This is a genomic window from Nocardia sp. NBC_00508 (genome assembly GCF_036346875.1).
Classification (GTDB): domain Bacteria; phylum Actinomycetota; class Actinomycetes; order Mycobacteriales; family Mycobacteriaceae; genus Nocardia.
Map to the genome: position 1 here is coordinate 6272988 of NZ_CP107852.1, position 17812 is coordinate 6290799.

General features: G+C 67.5%; 20 protein-coding genes and 1 pseudogene. 11 read left to right on the forward strand and 10 right to left on the reverse strand.

The genetic code is table 11. The features are described from left to right. Positions 1-187 precede the first annotated feature (187 nt). Entirely contained in the window at positions 188-616 is a 429-nt protein-coding gene (locus OHA40_RS28250) for a DUF4189 domain-containing protein (protein WP_330229884.1), read from the forward strand. Position 617: 1 nt separating this feature from the next. On the opposite strand, the pseudogene OHA40_RS28255 reads toward OHA40_RS28250, so the two are convergent. Continuing rightward, a pseudogene (locus tag OHA40_RS28255) lies at positions 618-779 on the reverse strand (ABC transporter permease); the annotation flags it as partial. A gap of 222 nt (positions 780-1001) precedes the next feature. Between OHA40_RS28255 and OHA40_RS28260 the strand changes: the two are divergent. Next, positions 1002-1613, forward strand: coding sequence for a hypothetical protein (locus OHA40_RS28260; protein ID WP_330234412.1), 612 nt, complete (start codon positions 1002-1004; stop codon positions 1611-1613). 56 nt (positions 1614-1669) lie between these two features. Here the strand turns inward: OHA40_RS28260 and ku are convergent, their stop codons facing one another. Continuing rightward, positions 1670-2629: a non-homologous end joining protein Ku gene (ku, locus tag OHA40_RS28265; RefSeq protein WP_330229885.1), complete on the reverse strand. Its 960-nt coding sequence runs from the start codon at positions 2627-2629 to the stop codon at positions 1670-1672. 371 nt (positions 2630-3000) lie between these two features. Then, entirely contained in the window at positions 3001-4107 is a 1107-nt protein-coding gene (locus OHA40_RS28270) for a lycopene cyclase family protein (protein ID WP_330229886.1), read from the reverse strand. Between the two features lie 376 nt (positions 4108-4483). Here OHA40_RS28270 and OHA40_RS28275 point away from each other — a divergent pair, with 376 nt between their 5' ends. Then, a complete protein-coding gene (locus OHA40_RS28275; protein ID WP_330229887.1) occupies positions 4484-6940 on the forward strand; it encodes an MMPL family transporter in 2457 nt (818 codons plus the stop codon). 175 nt (positions 6941-7115) lie between these two features. On the opposite strand, the gene OHA40_RS28280 is transcribed toward OHA40_RS28275, so the two are convergent. Continuing rightward, positions 7116-7880 carry an SDR family oxidoreductase gene (locus OHA40_RS28280; RefSeq protein WP_330229888.1) on the reverse strand — a complete coding sequence of 255 codons (765 nt, stop codon included), beginning with the start codon at positions 7878-7880 and terminating at the stop codon, positions 7116-7118. A 170-nt stretch (positions 7881-8050) separates the two neighbouring features. On the opposite strand from OHA40_RS28280, the gene OHA40_RS28285 reads away from it, so the two are divergent. From OHA40_RS28285 to OHA40_RS28295, 3 genes are all read left to right on the forward strand, one after another. Next, positions 8051-9682, forward strand: coding sequence for an ABC-F family ATP-binding cassette domain-containing protein (locus tag OHA40_RS28285; protein ID WP_330229889.1), 1632 nt, complete (start codon positions 8051-8053; stop codon positions 9680-9682). Between the two features lie 81 nt (positions 9683-9763). Continuing rightward, positions 9764-9997, forward strand: a complete 234-nt coding sequence (locus OHA40_RS28290; RefSeq protein WP_083889466.1) for a helix-turn-helix domain-containing protein — start codon at positions 9764-9766, stop codon at positions 9995-9997. 76 nt (positions 9998-10073) lie between these two features. Further along, positions 10074-10646 carry a dihydrofolate reductase family protein gene (locus OHA40_RS28295; RefSeq protein ID WP_330229890.1) on the forward strand — a complete coding sequence of 191 codons (573 nt, stop codon included), beginning with the start codon at positions 10074-10076 and terminating at the stop codon, positions 10644-10646. Here the strand turns inward: OHA40_RS28295 and OHA40_RS28300 are convergent. From OHA40_RS28300 to OHA40_RS28310, 3 genes are all read right to left on the reverse strand, one after another. Then, positions 10640-11569: a hypothetical protein gene (locus OHA40_RS28300; protein ID WP_330229891.1), complete on the reverse strand. Its 930-nt coding sequence runs from the start codon at positions 11567-11569 to the stop codon at positions 10640-10642. The two genes, OHA40_RS28295 and OHA40_RS28300, sit on opposite strands and share 7 nt — an antisense overlap. Positions 11570-11613: 44 nt before the next feature. Further along, complete coding sequence (locus tag OHA40_RS28305) at positions 11614-12069, reverse strand: hypothetical protein (RefSeq protein WP_330229892.1); 456 nt, start codon at positions 12067-12069, stop codon at positions 11614-11616. Between the two features lie 407 nt (positions 12070-12476). Beyond that, complete coding sequence (locus OHA40_RS28310; protein ID WP_330234413.1) at positions 12477-12890, reverse strand: cupin domain-containing protein; 414 nt, start codon at positions 12888-12890, stop codon at positions 12477-12479. Positions 12891-13050: 160 nt separating this feature from the next. Here OHA40_RS28310 and OHA40_RS28315 point away from each other — a divergent pair, with 160 nt between their 5' ends. The 3 genes from OHA40_RS28315 to OHA40_RS28325 all read left to right on the forward strand — a co-directional run bounded on the left by OHA40_RS28315 (position 13051) and on the right by OHA40_RS28325 (position 15021). After that, a complete protein-coding gene (locus OHA40_RS28315) occupies positions 13051-13563 on the forward strand; it encodes a MarR family winged helix-turn-helix transcriptional regulator (RefSeq protein ID WP_330229893.1) in 513 nt (170 codons plus the stop codon). A gap of 150 nt (positions 13564-13713) precedes the next feature. Continuing rightward, positions 13714-14523 carry a hypothetical protein gene (locus OHA40_RS28320; protein ID WP_330229894.1) on the forward strand — a complete coding sequence of 270 codons (810 nt, stop codon included), beginning with the start codon at positions 13714-13716 and terminating at the stop codon, positions 14521-14523. Positions 14524-14766: 243 nt separating this feature from the next. Continuing rightward, on the forward strand, positions 14767-15021 hold the full coding sequence (locus OHA40_RS28325; RefSeq protein WP_330229895.1) for a hypothetical protein: 255 nt from the start codon (positions 14767-14769) through the stop codon (positions 15019-15021). 41 nt (positions 15022-15062) lie between these two features. On the opposite strand, the gene OHA40_RS28330 is transcribed toward OHA40_RS28325, so the two are convergent. Next, entirely contained in the window at positions 15063-15188 is a 126-nt protein-coding gene (locus OHA40_RS28330; protein WP_330229896.1) for a hypothetical protein, read from the reverse strand. Positions 15189-15450: 262 nt separating this feature from the next. Here OHA40_RS28330 and OHA40_RS28335 point away from each other — a divergent pair, with 262 nt between their 5' ends. Then, positions 15451-15597, forward strand: coding sequence for a hypothetical protein (locus OHA40_RS28335; RefSeq protein WP_330229897.1), 147 nt, complete (start codon positions 15451-15453; stop codon positions 15595-15597). Positions 15598-15603: 6 nt separating this feature from the next. Further along, positions 15604-15846: a hypothetical protein gene (locus OHA40_RS28340; RefSeq protein WP_330229898.1), complete on the forward strand. Its 243-nt coding sequence runs from the start codon at positions 15604-15606 to the stop codon at positions 15844-15846. Positions 15847-16063: 217 nt separating this feature from the next. Here OHA40_RS28340 and OHA40_RS28345 read toward each other — a convergent pair whose 3' ends face one another. Both OHA40_RS28345 and OHA40_RS28350 read right to left on the reverse strand, forming a co-directional pair. Next, on the reverse strand, positions 16064-16441 hold the full coding sequence (locus tag OHA40_RS28345; RefSeq protein WP_330229899.1) for a hypothetical protein: 378 nt from the start codon (positions 16439-16441) through the stop codon (positions 16064-16066). A 204-nt stretch (positions 16442-16645) separates the two neighbouring features. Beyond that, positions 16646-17560 carry a hypothetical protein gene (locus OHA40_RS28350; RefSeq protein WP_330229900.1) on the reverse strand — a complete coding sequence of 305 codons (915 nt, stop codon included), beginning with the start codon at positions 17558-17560 and terminating at the stop codon, positions 16646-16648. Positions 17561-17812: the final 252 nt, after the last annotated feature.

Below are 17812 nucleotides of genomic sequence, written 5' to 3' on the forward strand. Positions count from 1 at the left end.
GATTGCCGCTTCCGTTGCGGCCCAGGCTCGCATCCGAGACGATGCGACCGGCTCCCGATCGAGTAGGCCCGCAACGAGCACAGCGATCGGTCCCTGCCGCACCGGCTGGGAAGTCCTGGTTTTGGACATGTCAAGCGAGCTGGACGATGATCTGAGCCCTGAGTCTGTCGGAAACGGGGAGGATCACATGTCGGTGCCGCACAAGGCTGCTCTCGGTCTGGCGGTGGTGTCCGCCGCCACCTGCGCCATAGTTGGCAGTCCTGCGGGCCAAGCGCGTGCGGCCGGGGCTTACCATGGCGCGATTGCGCTTTCGTCGAGCGGCGCGATCGGGTCGGCGGTCAATTACTCGACCGCCGCCGCGGCCGAGACCGCTGCCCGTTCCCAGTGCGGTATCAGCGACTGCCGGGCGGTCGTGCAGTTCTGGAATGCCTGCGGGTCGGTGGTCCGGGGAGCCGACGGTCGCCACGGTTGGGCATGGGCGACCACCCGGGCCGACGCCGAACGCCGTGCCATCGAGTTTCTCGGTCCCAGCGCCCCGCGGTTCCCCGATCTCGGCAGCGCCGTGCCCCGCCCCGCGAGCGTGCGCCTCACGGTCTGCACGATGACAGCCGGGTAGCTCAGCGGCGCAATACTTTCCGGGCCAGCCAATTGCCGAAGAACTGGATGCCCTGCACGCCCGCGATGATGATCAACGTCGCGACCAGCGTGACCTGCCAATCGAAGCGCTGATAGCCGTAGACCAGGGCGAAGTCGCCGAGGCCGCCGCCGCCGACCATGCCCGGCCCGATCCGATCACCGGCCGCCACTACCGGGCCATCCCCGTCGCCTCGCGACCGGCACCCGAACCCCCCGCATAGCCTCCGGGGCAGCTGGCACTGCCGGACCGGGGGCGTCCGAGACGCGCGCGGACAGTCGCGGGATCGGGCCGATCTGGCAGGCTTCTCGGGATGAAACGCGTGCGGTCGGGCGGCGGGAGCGGAGATGATGCGGGAGTGGACGAGATGACGTATCTGCGGTCGAGACAGGCGCTGCACGCGGCGGCGGAATTGCTGATCGCGGGGCCGCAGTATCGGGAGTTCGGCACTATTCGGCTGCGAGCGGTGCACGGGGGATTCGGAGGTGTGCGGTGGCCTGTCTCGGTCGTCGGCGCCGAACTGGTGTGGCCGGACGGGCGGATCCGACTGGAGGGGACGTACCGGGAGGTGGCGCGCGCGGCAGGCTTCGAACCGGGAGCTCCGGAAGGGTCCTATCCGGACGCGACCGGTGTCGATCCCGATACGCCGATCGAGGTGGACTCCTCCGCGGCGGGGCTGATCGAGGAGTGGTTCGCGGTGGGGGACAGGGCGTTACGCTGCCTGGCGCCCGAGGTGACGCCTGTGCTGTGGCCGGAGCATTTCGATATGGCGAGCACGCTGGACGAGGTGAACTATGGGGTGTCGCCGGGCGACGATGCGCACCCCGGCCCGTACGCCTACGTCGGGCCGTGGACCCCGCGCACCGGCGATTTCTGGAACGCACCGTTCGGTGCGCTGCGTCCGCGCGACAAGGTGAACACCGTGGCCGCGCTGCTGCAATTCTTCGAGGAGGGACGGGAACGGGCGGCCCGGGGCTGACCCGATCGACCGCTCGGGCGGGCGGCGGCTCCACCGACCCTTCTACCGGGCGAGGATCAGGCGCCTTTGCGGGTAGCCGTCTTCTTGGCGGCTTTCTTCGCGGGCGCCTTCTTCGCGGTGCTCTTCGACGCGGTGCTCTTGGCCGCACTCTTGGCCCCCGCGCTCTTGGCCGCGGTCTTCTTCGCCGCCTTCTTCGGCTCGGCTTCGGCCGCACCGTCGCCGCCCGCCGTCCGGCGTCCGCTGGCCTCCAGGCTGCGCTGCAGTGCGGCGACCAGATCGACCACCTCGGCGTCCATCCCGCTCGGTACCAGCTCGGGCTGCTCGGGCACCTTCCCCGTGCCGCTGGCGATCGCCTCGTCGAGCAGGCGTTTGAGCTCGATCTGGTATTCGTCGGTGAACTGGTCCGGATCGAAGTCGTCGGACATGGTCTCGACCAGCGTCTCGGCCATCTTGATCTCCTGCGGCTTCGGTTCCGCGACACCGTCGAGCGATTCGAAGTCGACGGAGCGGACCTCGTCGGGCCACAGCAGGGTCTGCAGCACCAGAACGCCCTCGCGCACGCGCAGCGCGGCGAGCCTGGTCTTCTGGCGCAGCGTGAAGTACACCAGCGCGGTGCGCTCGACCTCCTCGAGCGTCGTGGCCAGCAGGACGTACGCCTTCGGTGTGCTGGAATCCGGTTCCAGGTAGTAGCTCTTGTCCAACAGGATCGGGTCGATCTGGTCGGACGGCACGAACTGGAGCACCGGGATTTCGTGCTTCTCCGCCACGGGCAGTTTCGCGAAGTCCTCGTCGGTCAGGACGACCTTGTCTCCGTCCGGGGACTCGTAAGCCTTGTCGATATCGGTGTACTGGACGGACTGACCGCATACGGTGCACACGCGGTCGTACTTGATCCGGCCTCCATCCTTGGCATGCACCTGATGGAACCGGATGTCGTGGTCCTCGGTGGCGGTGTACACCTTCACCGGGACATTCACCAGCCCGAATGCGATCGAGCCCTTCCAGATCGATCTCATCTCTCGATCGTACTTTCTAGGTGGTTCGCGTTTGGTGAAACCTTGCCAACCTGGGTTTTCGGTGGTTGTTGGTTGACCGCCGAGTGGGGCCACGGCATGGCACACGTGCTGGAACTGTTCAAGCAGACACTCGAGTAAACACACATCGAGCGAACGTTGCGATGTGGATCAAGCCTTCCGAACGAGCGACGTCCACTGCTGCATTTCGCGTGTTCGTCCGGACGGTGATCGGGAGGTCTCGGGTCGCCACGACGGCCCGAGACCCCTGATCGTTTGTCCTGCCGCCACTAGATTTGCAGGCTACTTGTCACCCATCGCTGGCCGGCCGGAGGCCGAACGCGCGATACGCGGTGCGGCGGACGAGCTCGATCTCATTCTTCCCATGGCTGAACCCGTCGATCACGCGAGGGAACCGGAATCCCGAGTGTCGCGGCGGCGACACGTCGGCGCAGCCGCCACGGTAAGGCCGCGAAGAGGGTCCGCATCGCGCTGACCGTGCCGGCCAGGTCGGTACGGCCGGACAGATACGCGCGTTGCGCCGCCGAGGGCAGCTCGAAGAATGTGTCGAAGAACAGCGGGATGTCGGCGGGCGGCAGCGCCAGCAACGCCCGAAGCCCCGCGCCGCGAAGACGGTGGACGACCCGCGCGGCCGGCGGCCACACGTCCTGACCGGCCGCCACCGCGTCGGCCGCGGCCAGCGCGGCGGCGACGCTGTATCCGGTCGCCGGATGCAGGAACCCTCCTGCCGCGCCGAACGCGTGCGGGCCCGGACGTCCGCCCTGCATGGGGAACCGGACGTGCTCGACGGGTTCCGCACCGGTGAGGCGGATGCCCCTGGAGCGCAGCCGGTGGTGCAGGCGCGCGCGCAGCCGCGAACCCGTGAGCGCGGGACGACCGGCCAGACAGGTCTCCTCCAGCAGCATTCGCTCGTTGTCCAGCGGGACGGCGTAGAGGAACGAGCACGTCTCGTCGGCCGCCGCTCCGTTGTCGGCGCGCCAGTCCATGAACAGCGGGTCGAGGCCAGCGCAGCGCTCGGCGTCCACGATCACGCCATAGGCGGTCTGCTCCGCCCGCGTGGGCGAACGGGTGAGGCCGCGAGCGTCGACGACTCTGGCCGCCGCGAGAGATCTGCCCGAGGCCAGGGTCACCCGTTCGGGCGAGACCTGGACTGCGCGGTCCGCGATCATCTGCGCGCCCGGCAACGACAGCGACGTCTGCAAACGCGCGGTATCCAGCACCACGTAGCGGCGCTCCACCTGGTGCGCGCGAGTGCCCCATGCCATCGGCCGCGGCACCGTGGCGGCGATGGCCTCCGGACCCAGCCAGTCCGGCAGTTCGTCGGCCCACGCCCCATACGTGGCTGTCCATCTGCGTTCCGGCGCGGGATCCACGACGGCGACCGTCAGCCCGCGCGCCACACCGCGGTGCGCAAGACCACGCCCGGCCGGGCCGAGACCACAGACGACCAGATCCGTCACGCCACGTCCACGCGGGTGCGCAGGGGTGCGCCTGCGTGCATCGTCTGCGCCTTTCGTTCGCTTGCTCGGTCCTGGACGGGTCGGAGCCTAGTAGCCGCCCGGCCTCGACGGGGGCATCGCGGTCCGCACCGTTGGCCAACGAGGACATGCCGGAGCCCCGGCACGCCTCAGATGAATTCTTCGCGAATACGGCGGCGCAGACCCCGGCCGCGGGTCGGCACGGCGAAGCTGCGACCGAGATGTCCGGAACAACGGTGCAGCGAACTCTGTGCCTGGGCGCGGTACCACACGCTTCGCAGACCGGCGATGTGTGCGCTAGGCCGGTGGCCGCGCCACGGCAAACGCCCCGGCATGCGGCGGAACGGGATCTCGGGCCGTGTGGCGCACGGTGCACGTCCGAGCGCTGTTGCTGCACGGAATGTGTTCTCGCCCACCGCAGTTTCGCCCGACGTTGTTAGGATTCCGGGGCGCTGGCGCACGCATCCGGCCCGGTGTCGAGGTTCGGCGGCGAATGATCGGCGTGCCGGTGCGCTGCGATGGCGCGCCGGGCAGTAGACGAACCGGCGACGCCGTGGCAGTCCGAGGACGAAAGCGGCTCGGCCGGAACGAGTTAGGGGTAGACACGGTGTTCGAACTGACCAGGCGGCGCAGCCGGTGGATCCTGGGGGTGTTCGTCGTGCTCGCGCTGGCGATGGGCACGATGAGCGCGACGCTGTTCGACAAAGTGCAGGGCGGCGGGTACATCGACCCCGACAGCGAATCCAGCCGGGCGGCCGCGGCGCTGCGGGACACCTTCGGCCAGGCCACCCCGAATCTCGTGCTGCTGGTACAGACTCCCGGGTCGGTGGACGACGACGCCGTGGCCACCGCCGCGACCACCCTGGCCGCCGAGCTGAAGTCGGTGTCCGGCGTCGCGGGCGTCGCCTCGTACTGGACCGACAAATCGCCCGCGCTGCGCAGCACCGACGGCACCAAGGGCCTGATCGTGGCCAGCATCCTCGGCGAGGAATCCGAGGTGGACAAGCAGGTCGGGGATCTCGCCGAGCGGTTCGGCGGCACGCACGGTCCGCTGGAGGTGCGGATCGGCGGCTACGCGATGCTGCTGCACGAGACGGTGCAGCAGAGCGAGAAAGACGTCGTACTCGGCGAATCCATCGCCTTCCCGATCACCCTGATCGCGCTGCTGCTGGTCTTCGGTGGTCTGGTCGCGGCCAGCCTGCCGCTGGTCATCGCCATTCTCACGGTGATGATCACGATGGGCACACTGTGGCTGATCGCGAGCGTCACCGATCTCGCGGCGACCGCGACCAACGTCGCCACCCTGCTCGGGCTCGGTCTCGCGATCGACTACAGCCTGTTGATCATCAGCCGCTATCGCGACGAACTGGTCGCCGGACAACAGCCGGCGGCGGCGGTGGTGGCGACCATGCGATCGGCGGGTCGCACCGTCGCGTTCTCGGCCGTCACCGTCGCGGTCGCGCTGTCGGGCCTGTTGTTCTTCCCGCTGCTGGCCGTGCGGTCGATGGGATACGCGGGCTTGGCCGTCGCGGGGATCGCCGCCGTGGTCTCGCTGACCGTGCTGCCCGCGATCCTCTTCCTGCTCGGCACCAAGATCGACAGTGGTCAGCTGTGGTGGTTCCTGCGCGCCGCCCGGCCCGCGCCTGGCGAGGGCGCGTGGCATCGCCTGGCCCGGTTCGTGATGATGCGGCCGGTGCCCATCGGGCTCGCGGTGACCGCCCTGCTGCTCGTACTCGGCGCGCCGTTCCTCGGCGTGAAACTCGGCTTCCCCGACGAACGTTCGCTGCCGGAGTCTATGAACAATCGCCAGGTCACCGAGACCATCCAGCGCGACTTCGCCGCCACCGAGCAGAACGGGCTGTTCGCGGTGCTGCCCGACAGCGCTTACAACGCAGCGGGATTGGACGCCTACGCGCGGGAACTGTCGGAGATCGACAACGTCCGCCGGGTCGACACCGCCACCGGCAGCTACAGCCACGGCGGCCTGCTCGCGCCGCCGACCTCGGCCAACGACCGCTTCCGCGCGCCGAACGCCGCCTACCTCACGGTGATTCCGGACAGCTCCGACCCCGGCGTGCTGGACCGGATCGCCAGTGACGTACGCGCGACGCCCGCCACCTCGGCGGTGCTGGTCGGCGGTGTGGCCGCGGCGAACGCGGACGCGATCGGCGCGGTGGTCTCGGCGCTGCCGTACGCGCTGGCGTTCGTCGTGCTGATCATGGTGGCCGTCCTGTTCCTGCTCACCGGAAGCGTCGTGCTGCCGCTGCTGGCGGTGGTGCTCAGCGTGCTCAGCCTGACCGCGACCTTCGGCGCGCTGGTCTGGATCTTCCAGGACGGGCACCTGTCCGGCTGGCTCGGCTTCACCGTCACCGGCGACCTGCCGCCCACGGTTCCGGTCATGCTGTTCGGCGTCGCGTTCGGCCTGGCCATGGACTACCAGGTGTTCCTGCTGGCCCGTATCCGCGAGGAGTACCAGCGCACCAGATCCAACGCGCTGGCCGTAACCTCCGGGCTGGAGCGGATCGGACGGATCGTCACGGCGGCGGCGGTGCTGATCTCGCTGGTATTCCTCGGCTTCCTCGCCTCGGACATCACGTTCATGAAGGCGTTCGGTATCGGCCTCCCGCTGGCGGTCCTGGTGGACGCGACGCTGGTGCGCGGATTCCTGCTGCCCGCGGCGATGGAGCTGCTCGGCGACTGGAACTGGTACGCGCCCGGACCACTGCGCAAGCTGCACCGGCGTTTCGGCATCGAGGAGGCACCGGCGGCCGCCGGTGCCGGCCGCGAGGAGTGGCGTCAGCCCGCCCGGCTGTGACCGCGTAGCCAGAAGGAGTTCGTGGTGGTGACGGTGGCGACCGCCACCGACACGGTCGACACCGAGACGGTGGAGAAATACCTGCGCTACCGGGCACACCGACATGCTCCGGCGCACTGGCGTTCCGGTAGCGCGGCAGCGCCCCGCATCGGTGCCGGGCGATCTCGTGGGGAGGTCAGAGCCCGCCGGTCGAGAGCAGGCCGCCGTCCACCCGCACCGTCTCCCCGGTGATCCACGCGGCCTCGTCGGAGACCAGGAAGCCGATCAGGCGCGCCACATCCTCCGGGCTGCCCAGCCGCTTCATCGGGTACCCACTCGCGGCGCGTTCCTCGTCGGCCGAGTACAGCGCGTCGGCGAACTTCGTCTTGATCACGCCCGGCGCGACCGCGTTCACCCGGATCTTCGGCCCCAGCTGCCAGGCGAGTTCGTCGGTGAGGCGGATCAGCGCGGCCTTGGACGAGCCGTACGCGGCGATCACGCCGGTCGAACGGATACCCGCCACGCTGGCGACGTTCACCACCGCGCCTCCGTGGTCGCGCATCCACGCCTTGTAGGCCTCCTGGATGTAGCCGAGCGCCGCGACCACGTTCACGTCGAAGATCTTGCGTACCGCATCCAGGTCGGCGTCCATCAGGGAGCCGAACACCGGATTGATGCCGGTGTTGTTGATCAGGACGTCCAGCGAACCGAACTCCGTGACCGCGCGCTCGACCGCCGCCGCCCGGTCCTCGGCGACGCCGGAGTTGCCTGCCAGCGCGACGACCTGCCCCTGGTGGCCCAGCTCGCGCAGCTCGGCGGCCGCCTCCTCGAGCGGATCCTTCTTCCGCGCGGTGATCAGCACGTTCGCGCCGCGGCCGAGCAGTTCCGCCGCCACCGCCTTGCCGATGCCCCGGCTGGCCCCCGTGACCAGAGCGCTCTTCCCCAATAGATCGGTACTCATGGCATCGCACGGTAGCGCAGTGGCCCGCATGTGACGTTACCGCCGTCACATGCGGGCAGCTGGGCTGCGGGCGGGAGGTTCGGCCCGGTTAAAATCGGTGGTTCTTGTGCGCATCGGGTCGCACAATCGAGCAACACGCGTCCAGCACCACGATCCGCGAGGAGAAGTTTGTGATCACCGCGACCGACCTGGAAGTCCGGGCCGGAGTCCGCACCCTGCTGTCGGCACCCGGGCCGGCGCTGCGCGTGCAGGCGGGCGACCGGATCGGACTGGTCGGACGTAACGGTGCGGGCAAGACGACCACGTTGCGCATCCTGGCGGGCGAGGGCGAGCCGTACGCGGGAAAGATCCTGCGTTCCAGCGATATCGGATACCTGCCCCAGGATCCGCGCGAAGGCAACCTGGACGTGCTGGCCCGTGACCGAGTGCTGTCCGCGCGCGGCCTGGACACGCTGATCCGTGAGATGGAGAAGCAGCAGGCTCTGATGGCCGAGGTCGCCGACGACAAGGAGCGCGAGAAGGCGGTCCGCAAGTACGGCAGGCTCGAGGAACGTTTCTCCGCTCTCGGCGGTTACGTCGCCGAGAGCGAAGCGGCGCGCATCTGCCACAGCCTCGGGCTGCCCGACCGGGTACTCGGCCAGTCGTTGCGCACTCTCTCCGGCGGCCAGCGTCGCCGGATCGAATTGGCGCGCATCCTGTTCGCCGCCTCCGACGGCAGCGGCGGGCGATCGGACACCATTCTGCTGCTCGACGAGCCGACCAACCATCTCGACGCCGACTCGATCACCTGGCTGCGCGGTTTCCTGCAGAACCACGACGGTGGCCTGATCGTGATCAGCCACGATGTGGAACTGCTCGCCGACGTGGTGAACAAGGTGTGGTTCCTGGACGCGGTGCGCGGCGAAGCCGACGTCTACAACATGGGGTGGAAGAAGTATCTGGACGCCCGCGCGACCGACGAACAGCGCAGGCGCCGCGAACGTGCGAACGCCGAGAAGAAGGCGAGCGCGCTGCGCGCCCAGGCGGCCAAGCTCGGTGCGAAGGCCACGAAAGCGACTGCGGCGCAGAACATGGCCAAACGGGCCGATCGCCTGCTGGCCGAACTCGACGACGTGCGCGTCGCCGACAAGGTCGCCAGGATCAAGTTCCCCGAGCCCGCGCCCTGCGGCAAGACGCCACTGATGGCCGAGAACCTGACCAAGGTCTATGGTTCGCTGGAGATCTTCACCGGCGTCGAACTCGCGATCGATCGCGGCAGCCGGGTCGTGGTGCTCGGGCTCAACGGCGCGGGAAAGACCACATTGCTGCGTCTGCTCGCCGGGGTCGAGCAACCGACCGCGGGCGGGCTGGTGCCCGGCCACGGCCTGAAGGTCGGGTACTTCGCGCAGGAGCACGACACCCTGGACGACGACGCCACCGTATGGGAGAACATCCGCCACGCCGCTCCGGACGCGGGTGAACAGGATCTGCGTGGGCTGCTCGGCGCGTTCATGTTCTCCGGTCCGCAGCTCGACCAGCCCGCGGGCACCCTCTCGGGTGGTGAGAAGACCCGTCTGGCGCTGGCCGGTCTGGTCTCCTCGGCGGCGAACGTGCTGCTGCTGGACGAGCCGACCAACAACCTCGACCCGGTGTCCCGGGAGCAGGTGCTGGACGCGCTGCGCACCTACGCGGGCGCCGTGGTGCTGGTGACCCACGACCCAGGGGCAGCGGAGGCGCTGTCTCCGGAACGGGTCATCCTCCTCCCGGACGGGACAGAAGACCACTGGTCGGCCGAATACCTGGAACTTATTCAGCTTGCGTGAGTTTCATCACAGGAACCCGTTGATCACGGCCTGCTGAGTGCTTAGCCTGGAAAGACGCTGCTCGGCGACTCGGAGGAAGCCATGAGCGACAGGCCCACACAAAGTAAGGCCACATTGGGTAAGGGCACACGCGTCACCGGGAAGTCGCGCGACCGCCTACAAACCCAGCTGAAGAAGCAATACGAGGCGGGTGCGAGCATCCGGTCACTGGCGCGGTCCACCGGCCGTTCCTATGGCTTCATCCACAACGTGCTAGTGGAGTCGCATGTGCAGCTCCGCAGCCGGGGTGGGGCCAATCGCCGGAAGGGCCAGTAGCGTCCCGATGTGGCGATGAATCCGCGCCGCGCGGACCGTCTGCACTGTAAGGACGTGTCGACGGAAGGACCTCGCGGTGCGAGACCTGCTGCTGCAGATCATGGTGACATTGGACGGCTACGCGGCCGGCCCGGACGGAGCGCTCGACTGGATCGAGGTCGATGATCCCGAGCTCGACGCCTATCTCGCCGAACTGCTCGGCGGCGTCGATGCGCAGATCTTCGGGCGCGCCTCCTATGAGCTGCTCGCCGGATATTGGCCGGACGCGCAACGAAATCCGGCGACTCCCGGGGACGCGCGGCTAGCTCCGCTGGTCAATGCGCTGCCCAAAATGGTGCTCTCGCACCGGACGGACCTCGAGCTGCCATGGCAGCCCGCCCGCAGGATCGGCGCGGATCTGCCCGCCGAGGTCGCGGAGCTGAAGAACGTCCCCGGCAAGCCGGTGGTGGTGTTCGCGGGTGCGCGCACCGCGCAGGAATTCCTTCGCCTCGACGCGGTGGATGAGCTTCGGCTGCTGGTGTTTCCGGTGCTGCTCGGCGCGGGTCAACCACTGTTCGGCGAGGTGGCGCCACGGCGGCTGCGGCTGGTGGACGTCACCGCGTTCCCGGCGTCCGGTGTGGTGCGGCAGACCTATCGCCGGACTCAGTGACCGGCCACCATGCCGTCGCCGTCCACCAAGAGGTTGGCCAGACTGCGGAAGATGGGCAGTCCGGTCTTGATCTCCAGGTAGGCGAACTGGCCCTGCGGATTGACCTCGAGAAAGTAGTACTCGCCGTCGCGACCGAGCCGGATGTCGAGCACGCCGAAGGACAGGCCCAGCGCACCCATCAGCGTGGCCAGCGACTTGCTCACCGCGGCGGGGAGGTGGTCCGGCGTGAACTCGACCGAGGTGTCCAGGCGGGAGTCGATCTTGCCGACGCCGGCTTGCGAGTCGATGCGCACGGTCCATTCGATCCCGTCCACCCACACCACGCGCAGGTCACAGGTGGCATCGATGTAGTCCTGGAAGGTGGTCGGCGCCGAACGGATCGCGGCAAGCCTGCCGAAGTCGTCGCGGGAGATGATCCTGGTCTCGGCGAACTCGGCGCGGCTGGTGCCGGTGCGCTTGTAAACCACCGGACCGGGCCGGGATTCGACGAAACTGCGCGCCTCGTCCGGATCGTTGGTGATCAGCGTCTCCGGTACTGCGAACCCGGCCCGCAGCGCCGTCTCCAGCTGCACGATCTTCCGTCCCGCGGTGCGATCGGCGCCTGGGTCGTTGACCCAGTAGGCCGGGATGGACCAGAGCAAACCCTGGATGAACCCATCGCACTCGGCTTGGCGAAAGTCGTTGTCCGAGGCGCGGACCCCCGCGGGCACCTGGGCGGGGTGCGGGCGGCGCCACCACACCGACCGGACGTCGTCCAAGCCGATCAGGTGCGACAGCGAGCGCGTCGTGCCGAGCCGGTCCAGGCGGAAGCTGCCCGACTCGCGCGGAAAATCACGCAGGTCGAGCTGAATCGGGCTGAGCCCGTGGTGCTCTCGTAACGTCGCCGCCATCGCGGTGCCGTGTAGGTCATCGGCTTCGGACACGATCAGGACCGAAGCCTTCCGGCGTCCCGCCATGCGCGTGCCGTTCAGTCGAGACTGTCGCAGTTGATGCCGTCGTCGCTGCCGTCGAACGATTTGGTCTGGCAGTAGGTGAACGTCGCGCCGCTGGCGCCCGCGCACTCGACGAGTTGCAGTCGGTCGGCCCAGATTTCGGTGAGCCGGCGCAACTGGGCGTCACCGAGCGCCTCCGACGGCGCCTCCGGGATGGTCATCGGCCGGTCGACCAGGTCGATCCGAAGTCGCCGGGTGAAGTCGGCGGTGGCGCCCGCGCGGATGTCCACCAGCACCGGGCGGCCGTCCTGATCGGGGTCCGGCACGGTGGAATCGACAACGCGCAGAACGTCGGACCGACAGAAGGTCCACGTTCCCTCGGCGACGCGCACGCTGATCTCGCGGTCCGATTCCGCGACCAGCAGGCCCCGGAGCGGAGGAACGCGGTCACCCTGCGGCGTCGTCCCGGGAAGGCGGATTACGTCGGTCATAGCCGTTTCTCCGATCTGCTCACCATTTGCCACGACCCCCAAGCGTGTGAGCGATCATATCGCGGTAGGGGCTTCGATCGGTTCGGATCGCGAGATTTACCGGCCGGTGGCAAACGGAATTCCGATCCGGAACCGGCGAGCGCTGAAAGATTTCCGGCAGGCCGGAAATAGTTAGGACGCAATCGTCGAGCTAACCCTCGCGATGGGTGCGGAGCGTGTCCATAGCCCGGCATTGGCGGCTGTGCATCTGTACTTTCGTGTGCCGCTGCCTCGGCGAGTGGGCGCAGCTGCCACCGGGTGCGCAGGGAATCGTATTTGCTCGGCTCGGGCGTGCGGGTGGTCGTGATCGACTTGTTCGAATCGGGTTGCGCCGGCCGAGGTTTGCGGGCCGGGCGAGCCGGAGGGGCTCAGCGCCGGTTTCCGTTCCGCTCGGCCCACCACACCGGCGCGTCGACGAAGTGGTTGTCGAACTCGTCCTGAGCTGCTGCGAGCTCGGCCATGGTTGATTCGCCCGCGGCGATTCGCTCCAGCAGGCGGAAGTACTCGAAGCGCTGCACGCCCGGGGTGAGGGCGATCAGGATCCGCGCCGTGTTGTCCGGCGCGGCGCCGAAGGCGTGCGGCATGAACTTGGGTACCACGATCGAACCGCCCGCGCCCACCGTGACGATCCGATCGCCCGCGAGCAGTTGGAGTTCGCCGTCGGCGACGTAGAACAGCTCGTCGGAGCGCGTGTGGTAATGCGGCGCCGCGCCGTCGGCGCCGCGGTCCATGGCTACTTCGAGTGTGCTCAGCGCGCCGCCCGCCGCCTCGGCGTCGATCAGCAGTCGCAGGCTGACCGACTTCGTGTGCAATGTCTCAGCGTCCTGCGGCTGGCAGATCGCGGCATCGGTACGCGGGGAGGTGGGACTCATCGTAACTCCAAGTGATTCGCCAGCTTATAGTTCGCTACCAAACTATATACCACCGAATAAAATCCCGTCCATGACCGAACGGAAAACGGATCCCATCGACGCGATCGTGGCGCAGTGGCGGCGCGAACGTCCGGATCTCGACCTCGACGCCATGGCCGTGCTCGGCAGGATGGGCAGGCTGATGCTGGTGGCGCGGCGCGAGATCGAGGCGGTATTCGGCAGGCACGGCCTGCGCCGCGGCGAGTTCGATGTGCTTGCCGCGCTGCGTCGTTCGGGCGCTCCATTCGAGCTGAACCCCTCGGTGATCGCCGACACGCTGATGCTCTCGCGAGCGGGGATGACCGGGCGGCTGGATCGGCTGGAAGCCGCGGGGCTGGTGCGGCGCGTCGCCGACGCGCAGGACCGTCGCGCGATCCGCGTCGCCCTCACGGAGTCCGGGCAGGAACTGGTCGACACCGTCGTCACCGAACACACCGCGAACGAGACCAGGATGCTGTCCGTGCTGACCGCCGGTGAGCGGAGGGAACTGGACCGGATCGCGCGAATTCTGCTGGGCAGCATGGAGCCGGGGACGCCGCGGTAGCTCACCCAGCCGTGCGTCCGCCGAATACCGCTCTACATGGGAAAACTCGTGGACCGGCGAGGTAGCTGAAAGCTCACGCCCGGGTGTCGTGCGGGTTTACCGTGGAATTGCGTGCCGAAGGTTTCGGTGCGATTGTGCAAGGAGGACACGATGATCGACATCATCACCTTCCGTGGCACCGGTGAGCCGCGGAACTCCGACGGAACGCCCGCGGGCATGTTGCACGAGGTCGCCGAACTACTCGACACCGACAAATTCCGCTGCTTCGAACCCGTTTGGCCCGCTTCGGTGGGGCCGGTGCCGGTGGGGACCGCGCCGGATGTCTGGGGTCCTTCGCTGGATACGTCCGTGCGGCTCGGCGCGGCCGCAGGGGTGAAAGCCATCCAGGACTCGCCGAATGTCTGCGGACTGCTGAGCTATTCGCTCGGCGGCATCTGCGCCAGCCGGATCTTGGAGGGCGTCCGGGCGGGGAAATACCAGAACGTCGACGGCACACCCCTGGAAATCGCGTTCGCGGTGAACATCGCCAACCCGGTGCGCCGGGCCGGTGAGTCGGTCGGAAACCTGTGCCCGGTCTCGACCTTCGGTCTGCACGGGCAGCGCGGCGAGTGGCCTGCCTCGGTCGCGGTCCGCGAGTACGCCAATCCCGGCGACATCATCACCGCGGCCACCAAGGATTCGCCGTTGCGCATCATCGGCGTCGGCATCTCGCCGTTCTCCTTCGTGGAAGGTGCTCGCATCGGCAACGTCGCGCCGCTGATCTTCGCCGAACTACTCGAAATCCTGCGGCGCGACCCGATCGGCAATCTCGACCGCTACAGCAAGGCGGTCCGCGGCGTGGTCGGCTACCTGACCCCCTGGCCCCACGGCCAGCACGTCCTCTACGCGACCCACAACATGCCAGGCACGAACGTCCTCTGGACCACACACGCCGCGGAGTACATCAACGCGACGTATTGAGAAATCTCCCCGCAAGCACCGACGCTCCTTCATCTCTCGCCCAGATATGTAACGTGACGACTGATTTCGCACGCACATGGGTAACCTCAAACCGAACATGTGTCGATAAAACGTGTCGAAAAGCAGTGGGCCTCCAAACAACTCTTGTCGAGTCACGCAGTTCTTGGCCGTGCCTTGAACGACCATCCAGCATGCTTCACGACCCATAGCGGAGGCTCGGCGGCACTCCGTATCGTGACGTCCATGACAAGAGAGCCGCACGTGGTCTATTTGCTGAAGACCACCTCCCTCGCCCTGCCGAGCGGCATAGCGCAAGAAGACCCTGACGACGAGCATGTGGCGTACATCAAGGCCGACCGTGTCGTCTCAAAAGACAGCGGCTGGATCAGAGTTCGGCCGCTCGCCCCCAACAACGACCGGTGGATCGACCTGCCGCCGACCTCCGTGGCGGCAGTGGTGATTCGCAACAAGCGCGGACTGTCGGACGATTCGGAATAGGGCAGCTCAGGGGCGGCCGTTGAGGCGATAGGGCCCCATGGCTACGCCTCCGGCGCAGGTACGAGCGAGTCGGCCCGGACGCTGAACGGGTACCGACCGGGACTTTCCTCGAGCACGGACTCGACGATCGCGTGGCCTTCGTCGTCGAGCTCCAGGACCTTGAACACTGAGACCCCGTTTGCGACCAACAACACTCTGTCACCGACCTGAACCATGGCCGCGAGATAGGCTCACCGGCATAATCCAGGTCGGTGACAAAGTGCTGCTCGTCGCGGGCGGGGTCTCAGTGTCGAATCCGTCCTCGATGCTCCCGACCGGTATCCGTTGAGCGTCCCTATCGCCACGCTCGTACCAGCCGGTTCGGCGCCGAAGGCGTCCGCTGGTCAGATCGAGTTCGTGGCGCGGTACACAGCTACAGTCAAGTGCCAGTTGGTTGTCCATGGCGGCGAGGCCATCGGGTACATCACCGGCACCGGCAGCGGCAAGACGAAACCGGCGGCGGTCGCGGCGGCTAAGAAGGACGCTGATCGGTCGGTACCGCAGGGGCACTACAAACGGCACTGCAAGGAGATCTGAGTTCGTATGTCGGATGCGAAGAGGCTGTGGGAGATCAAGGTAGGCATCGTGGCCACTGAGGCCGAGGCGAAGAAGCTGTCGGATCAGATCGCCCATTTGCTGTGCCCGAATCCTGATCATGCACCGCCGTGCCCGATCCCTTGGTCGATCGGCATCGACTCTGCGGAGGACATGGATGAGGACCGGCAACTGCAGTACGAAGACATCCTCGAACAGCATCGGATCGAGTCCGGGAATTCAGCGGACTGACAAGCAAGACCCGCACAGGAGATGGGCCTCGACGCCACCACGGCGCCGGGGTCCTGTCTCATGGGGCGGCGGTCAGGCTTTCGTCCGTCGCCGCCGTGCGGCACGGATCTCGTCGTCGGCGACCTTGTCGGCGAGCAGAGTGTAGACCTGGGTGGTCTCGGTGGAGACGTGCCCAAGCCGCTTGTGTACCACCTCGATGGAGACACCGGCGTGTTGATCAGCTCGGTCGCGTGGGAGTGCCGCAGTTGGGGATGTCGACGCCTGCGGCGGCGCAGTAGCGCTGCCACCGGTTGTGTGCCGCCGAATAGGACAGTGGTCCGCCGCGGCCGTTGATGCTGGCGCGGAACATGGCCCCCCTGGTGTAGCCGGTGCGGGCGAGGTAGAGCCGGACAAGGGCGACGTAGCCGCGGTCGTCCAGCAGCACGCTGCCGCCCTTGCCGTGGATGCGGACGTGCCCGCCGCAGGGGAGCTGGCCGCCGAATACCGCCGCCTCGCCGACGCGGGCGGCGGCGGTGGCGGCGCCAGTCGTGGGACCACCGACACCAGGTGATCCGCTGGGGGAACATGTTCCAGATTCGTTAGGCCGACCGAGCATGGCGACGGCAAACTGAACGTCCGGAAATGAAATGCCGAATTGAGTGTGTTCAGCCAGCCGGTGACGACGCCTTTGGATCCGGCGAGTGTGGCCGCAAGCTCACGACTGATGTTGGGTATCTACCGCTATATCCACGTACAGTTGCTACCTTGGCGGACGCCGCTTCCCAGCGCCTTGCAACACAAACCACTGCTGAGACACGGCCTAGCAGCGTTCATACTGACGCGCGTAGGGCTGCGACTCCGGTGGAACATCGCGCCAGGATGGCTGGCAACCGCCGACGAAGACCGCGAAAACGGGGACGTTGCGGTCTCCGATCGTGTAGTCGACCACGGCACCGGGCTGGGCCAGGTAGGGAAGATGCCGTTCGGCGAGTTGTGTTGCCTGCGCAGCGGTGAATTGCTTTCCGACAGGAGGGTATATCGCGACGTCCAGGGTGCGGCCTGCTTTGCCGGGCGGGTCGTATACGGAAATCTCGACGAAGAATGGGGTGGGTTGATCGGTCAGGAACCACTCCCACATCTCGAGTTCACCATTGGACGGGAAGCGGGGCCGGCTGGACGGAAGGAGGGGTTGGCGGCCGGAGTTGAGCCACCCGGGTTCCAGGATCGAGCGATTCTTCAACCCGCTCTCCACAGGAACGGTGGCCACCGTCCAATCGTTGGGCGCCAGTTCGGGAAAGTCCTGGATGATTCGGCGCATCGCCGCGGTAGCACGGTGGGGTTCGGCCTCGGAGCCCGCTGCAGCGCCGATGGCGTTGCTCATCTGGTCTACGTCGAAGCCGCGTGACCTCCAGCCCACCTGTGTGCCGGGGGCCGAGACTCTCACCCAGGTGTGTGCCGAGTTCGCTTCCCTGCTCACGTCCCGACCGAACCGCCAACTCGCAGAATAAGAGTCCGCCATCCGGTCGATGTTGACCTCGGTGTAGTCGCCTTGGTAGCGCGGCGGAAGCTGCTGGGCGCCCATGGCACGCACCACGGACGCGGCCTCGTCCGGTGTGGCGCCATCCTCCAGGCGCACGAAGAGTCGGGATGCGTACGTGCGGGACTTGCCCTCGTAATCGAACCAATGTGACGCATCGACCACCCCGGGAAGAGCCTGGATGGCAGTTTCGATCACGCGTGACCAGCTGTCACGCTCGGCCTGGTCGGGTCCTCGTGTCGGAAGAACACATCCTGTCAGCAGGACTGCCGCCATCATCAATATGACGGTCGGGGTGGTTAAGCGCATAACGTTTCATTCTGGCGTCCGGGGCGCCAGGCGATGCTAGCGGATTTCGGTCATGACGCTGGTCGGATCATTGCCAGCGACACTGCGAAGGTGGTGGGCGACCGACCCGACCCGGCGCGGCGACGGCGGCGGCGGCGATAC

Coding starts and splice junctions, on each gene's coding strand:
- OHA40_RS28250 (WP_330229884.1), top strand. CDS start 188: ATGTCGGTGCCGCACAAGGCTGCTCTCGGTCTGGCGGTGGTGTCCGCC.
- OHA40_RS28260 (WP_330234412.1), top strand. CDS start 1,002: ATGACGTATCTGCGGTCGAGACAGGCGCTGCACGCGGCGGCGGAATTG.
- ku (WP_330229885.1), bottom strand. CDS start 2,629: ATGAGATCGATCTGGAAGGGCTCGATCGCATTCGGGCTGGTGAATGTC.
- OHA40_RS28280 (WP_330229888.1), bottom strand. CDS start 7,880: ATGAGTACCGATCTATTGGGGAAGAGCGCTCTGGTCACGGGGGCCAGC.
- OHA40_RS28290 (WP_083889466.1), top strand. CDS start 9,764: ATGAGCGACAGGCCCACACAAAGTAAGGCCACATTGGGTAAGGGCACA.
- OHA40_RS28305 (WP_330229892.1), bottom strand. CDS start 12,069: ATGACCGACGTAATCCGCCTTCCCGGGACGACGCCGCAGGGTGACCGC.
- OHA40_RS28315 (WP_330229893.1), top strand. CDS start 13,051: ATGACCGAACGGAAAACGGATCCCATCGACGCGATCGTGGCGCAGTGG.
- OHA40_RS28320 (WP_330229894.1), top strand. CDS start 13,714: ATGATCGACATCATCACCTTCCGTGGCACCGGTGAGCCGCGGAACTCC.
- OHA40_RS28325 (WP_330229895.1), top strand. CDS start 14,767: ATGACAAGAGAGCCGCACGTGGTCTATTTGCTGAAGACCACCTCCCTC.
- OHA40_RS28340 (WP_330229898.1), top strand. CDS start 15,604: ATGTCGGATGCGAAGAGGCTGTGGGAGATCAAGGTAGGCATCGTGGCC.
- OHA40_RS28345 (WP_330229899.1), bottom strand. CDS start 16,441: ATGCTCGGTCGGCCTAACGAATCTGGAACATGTTCCCCCAGCGGATCA.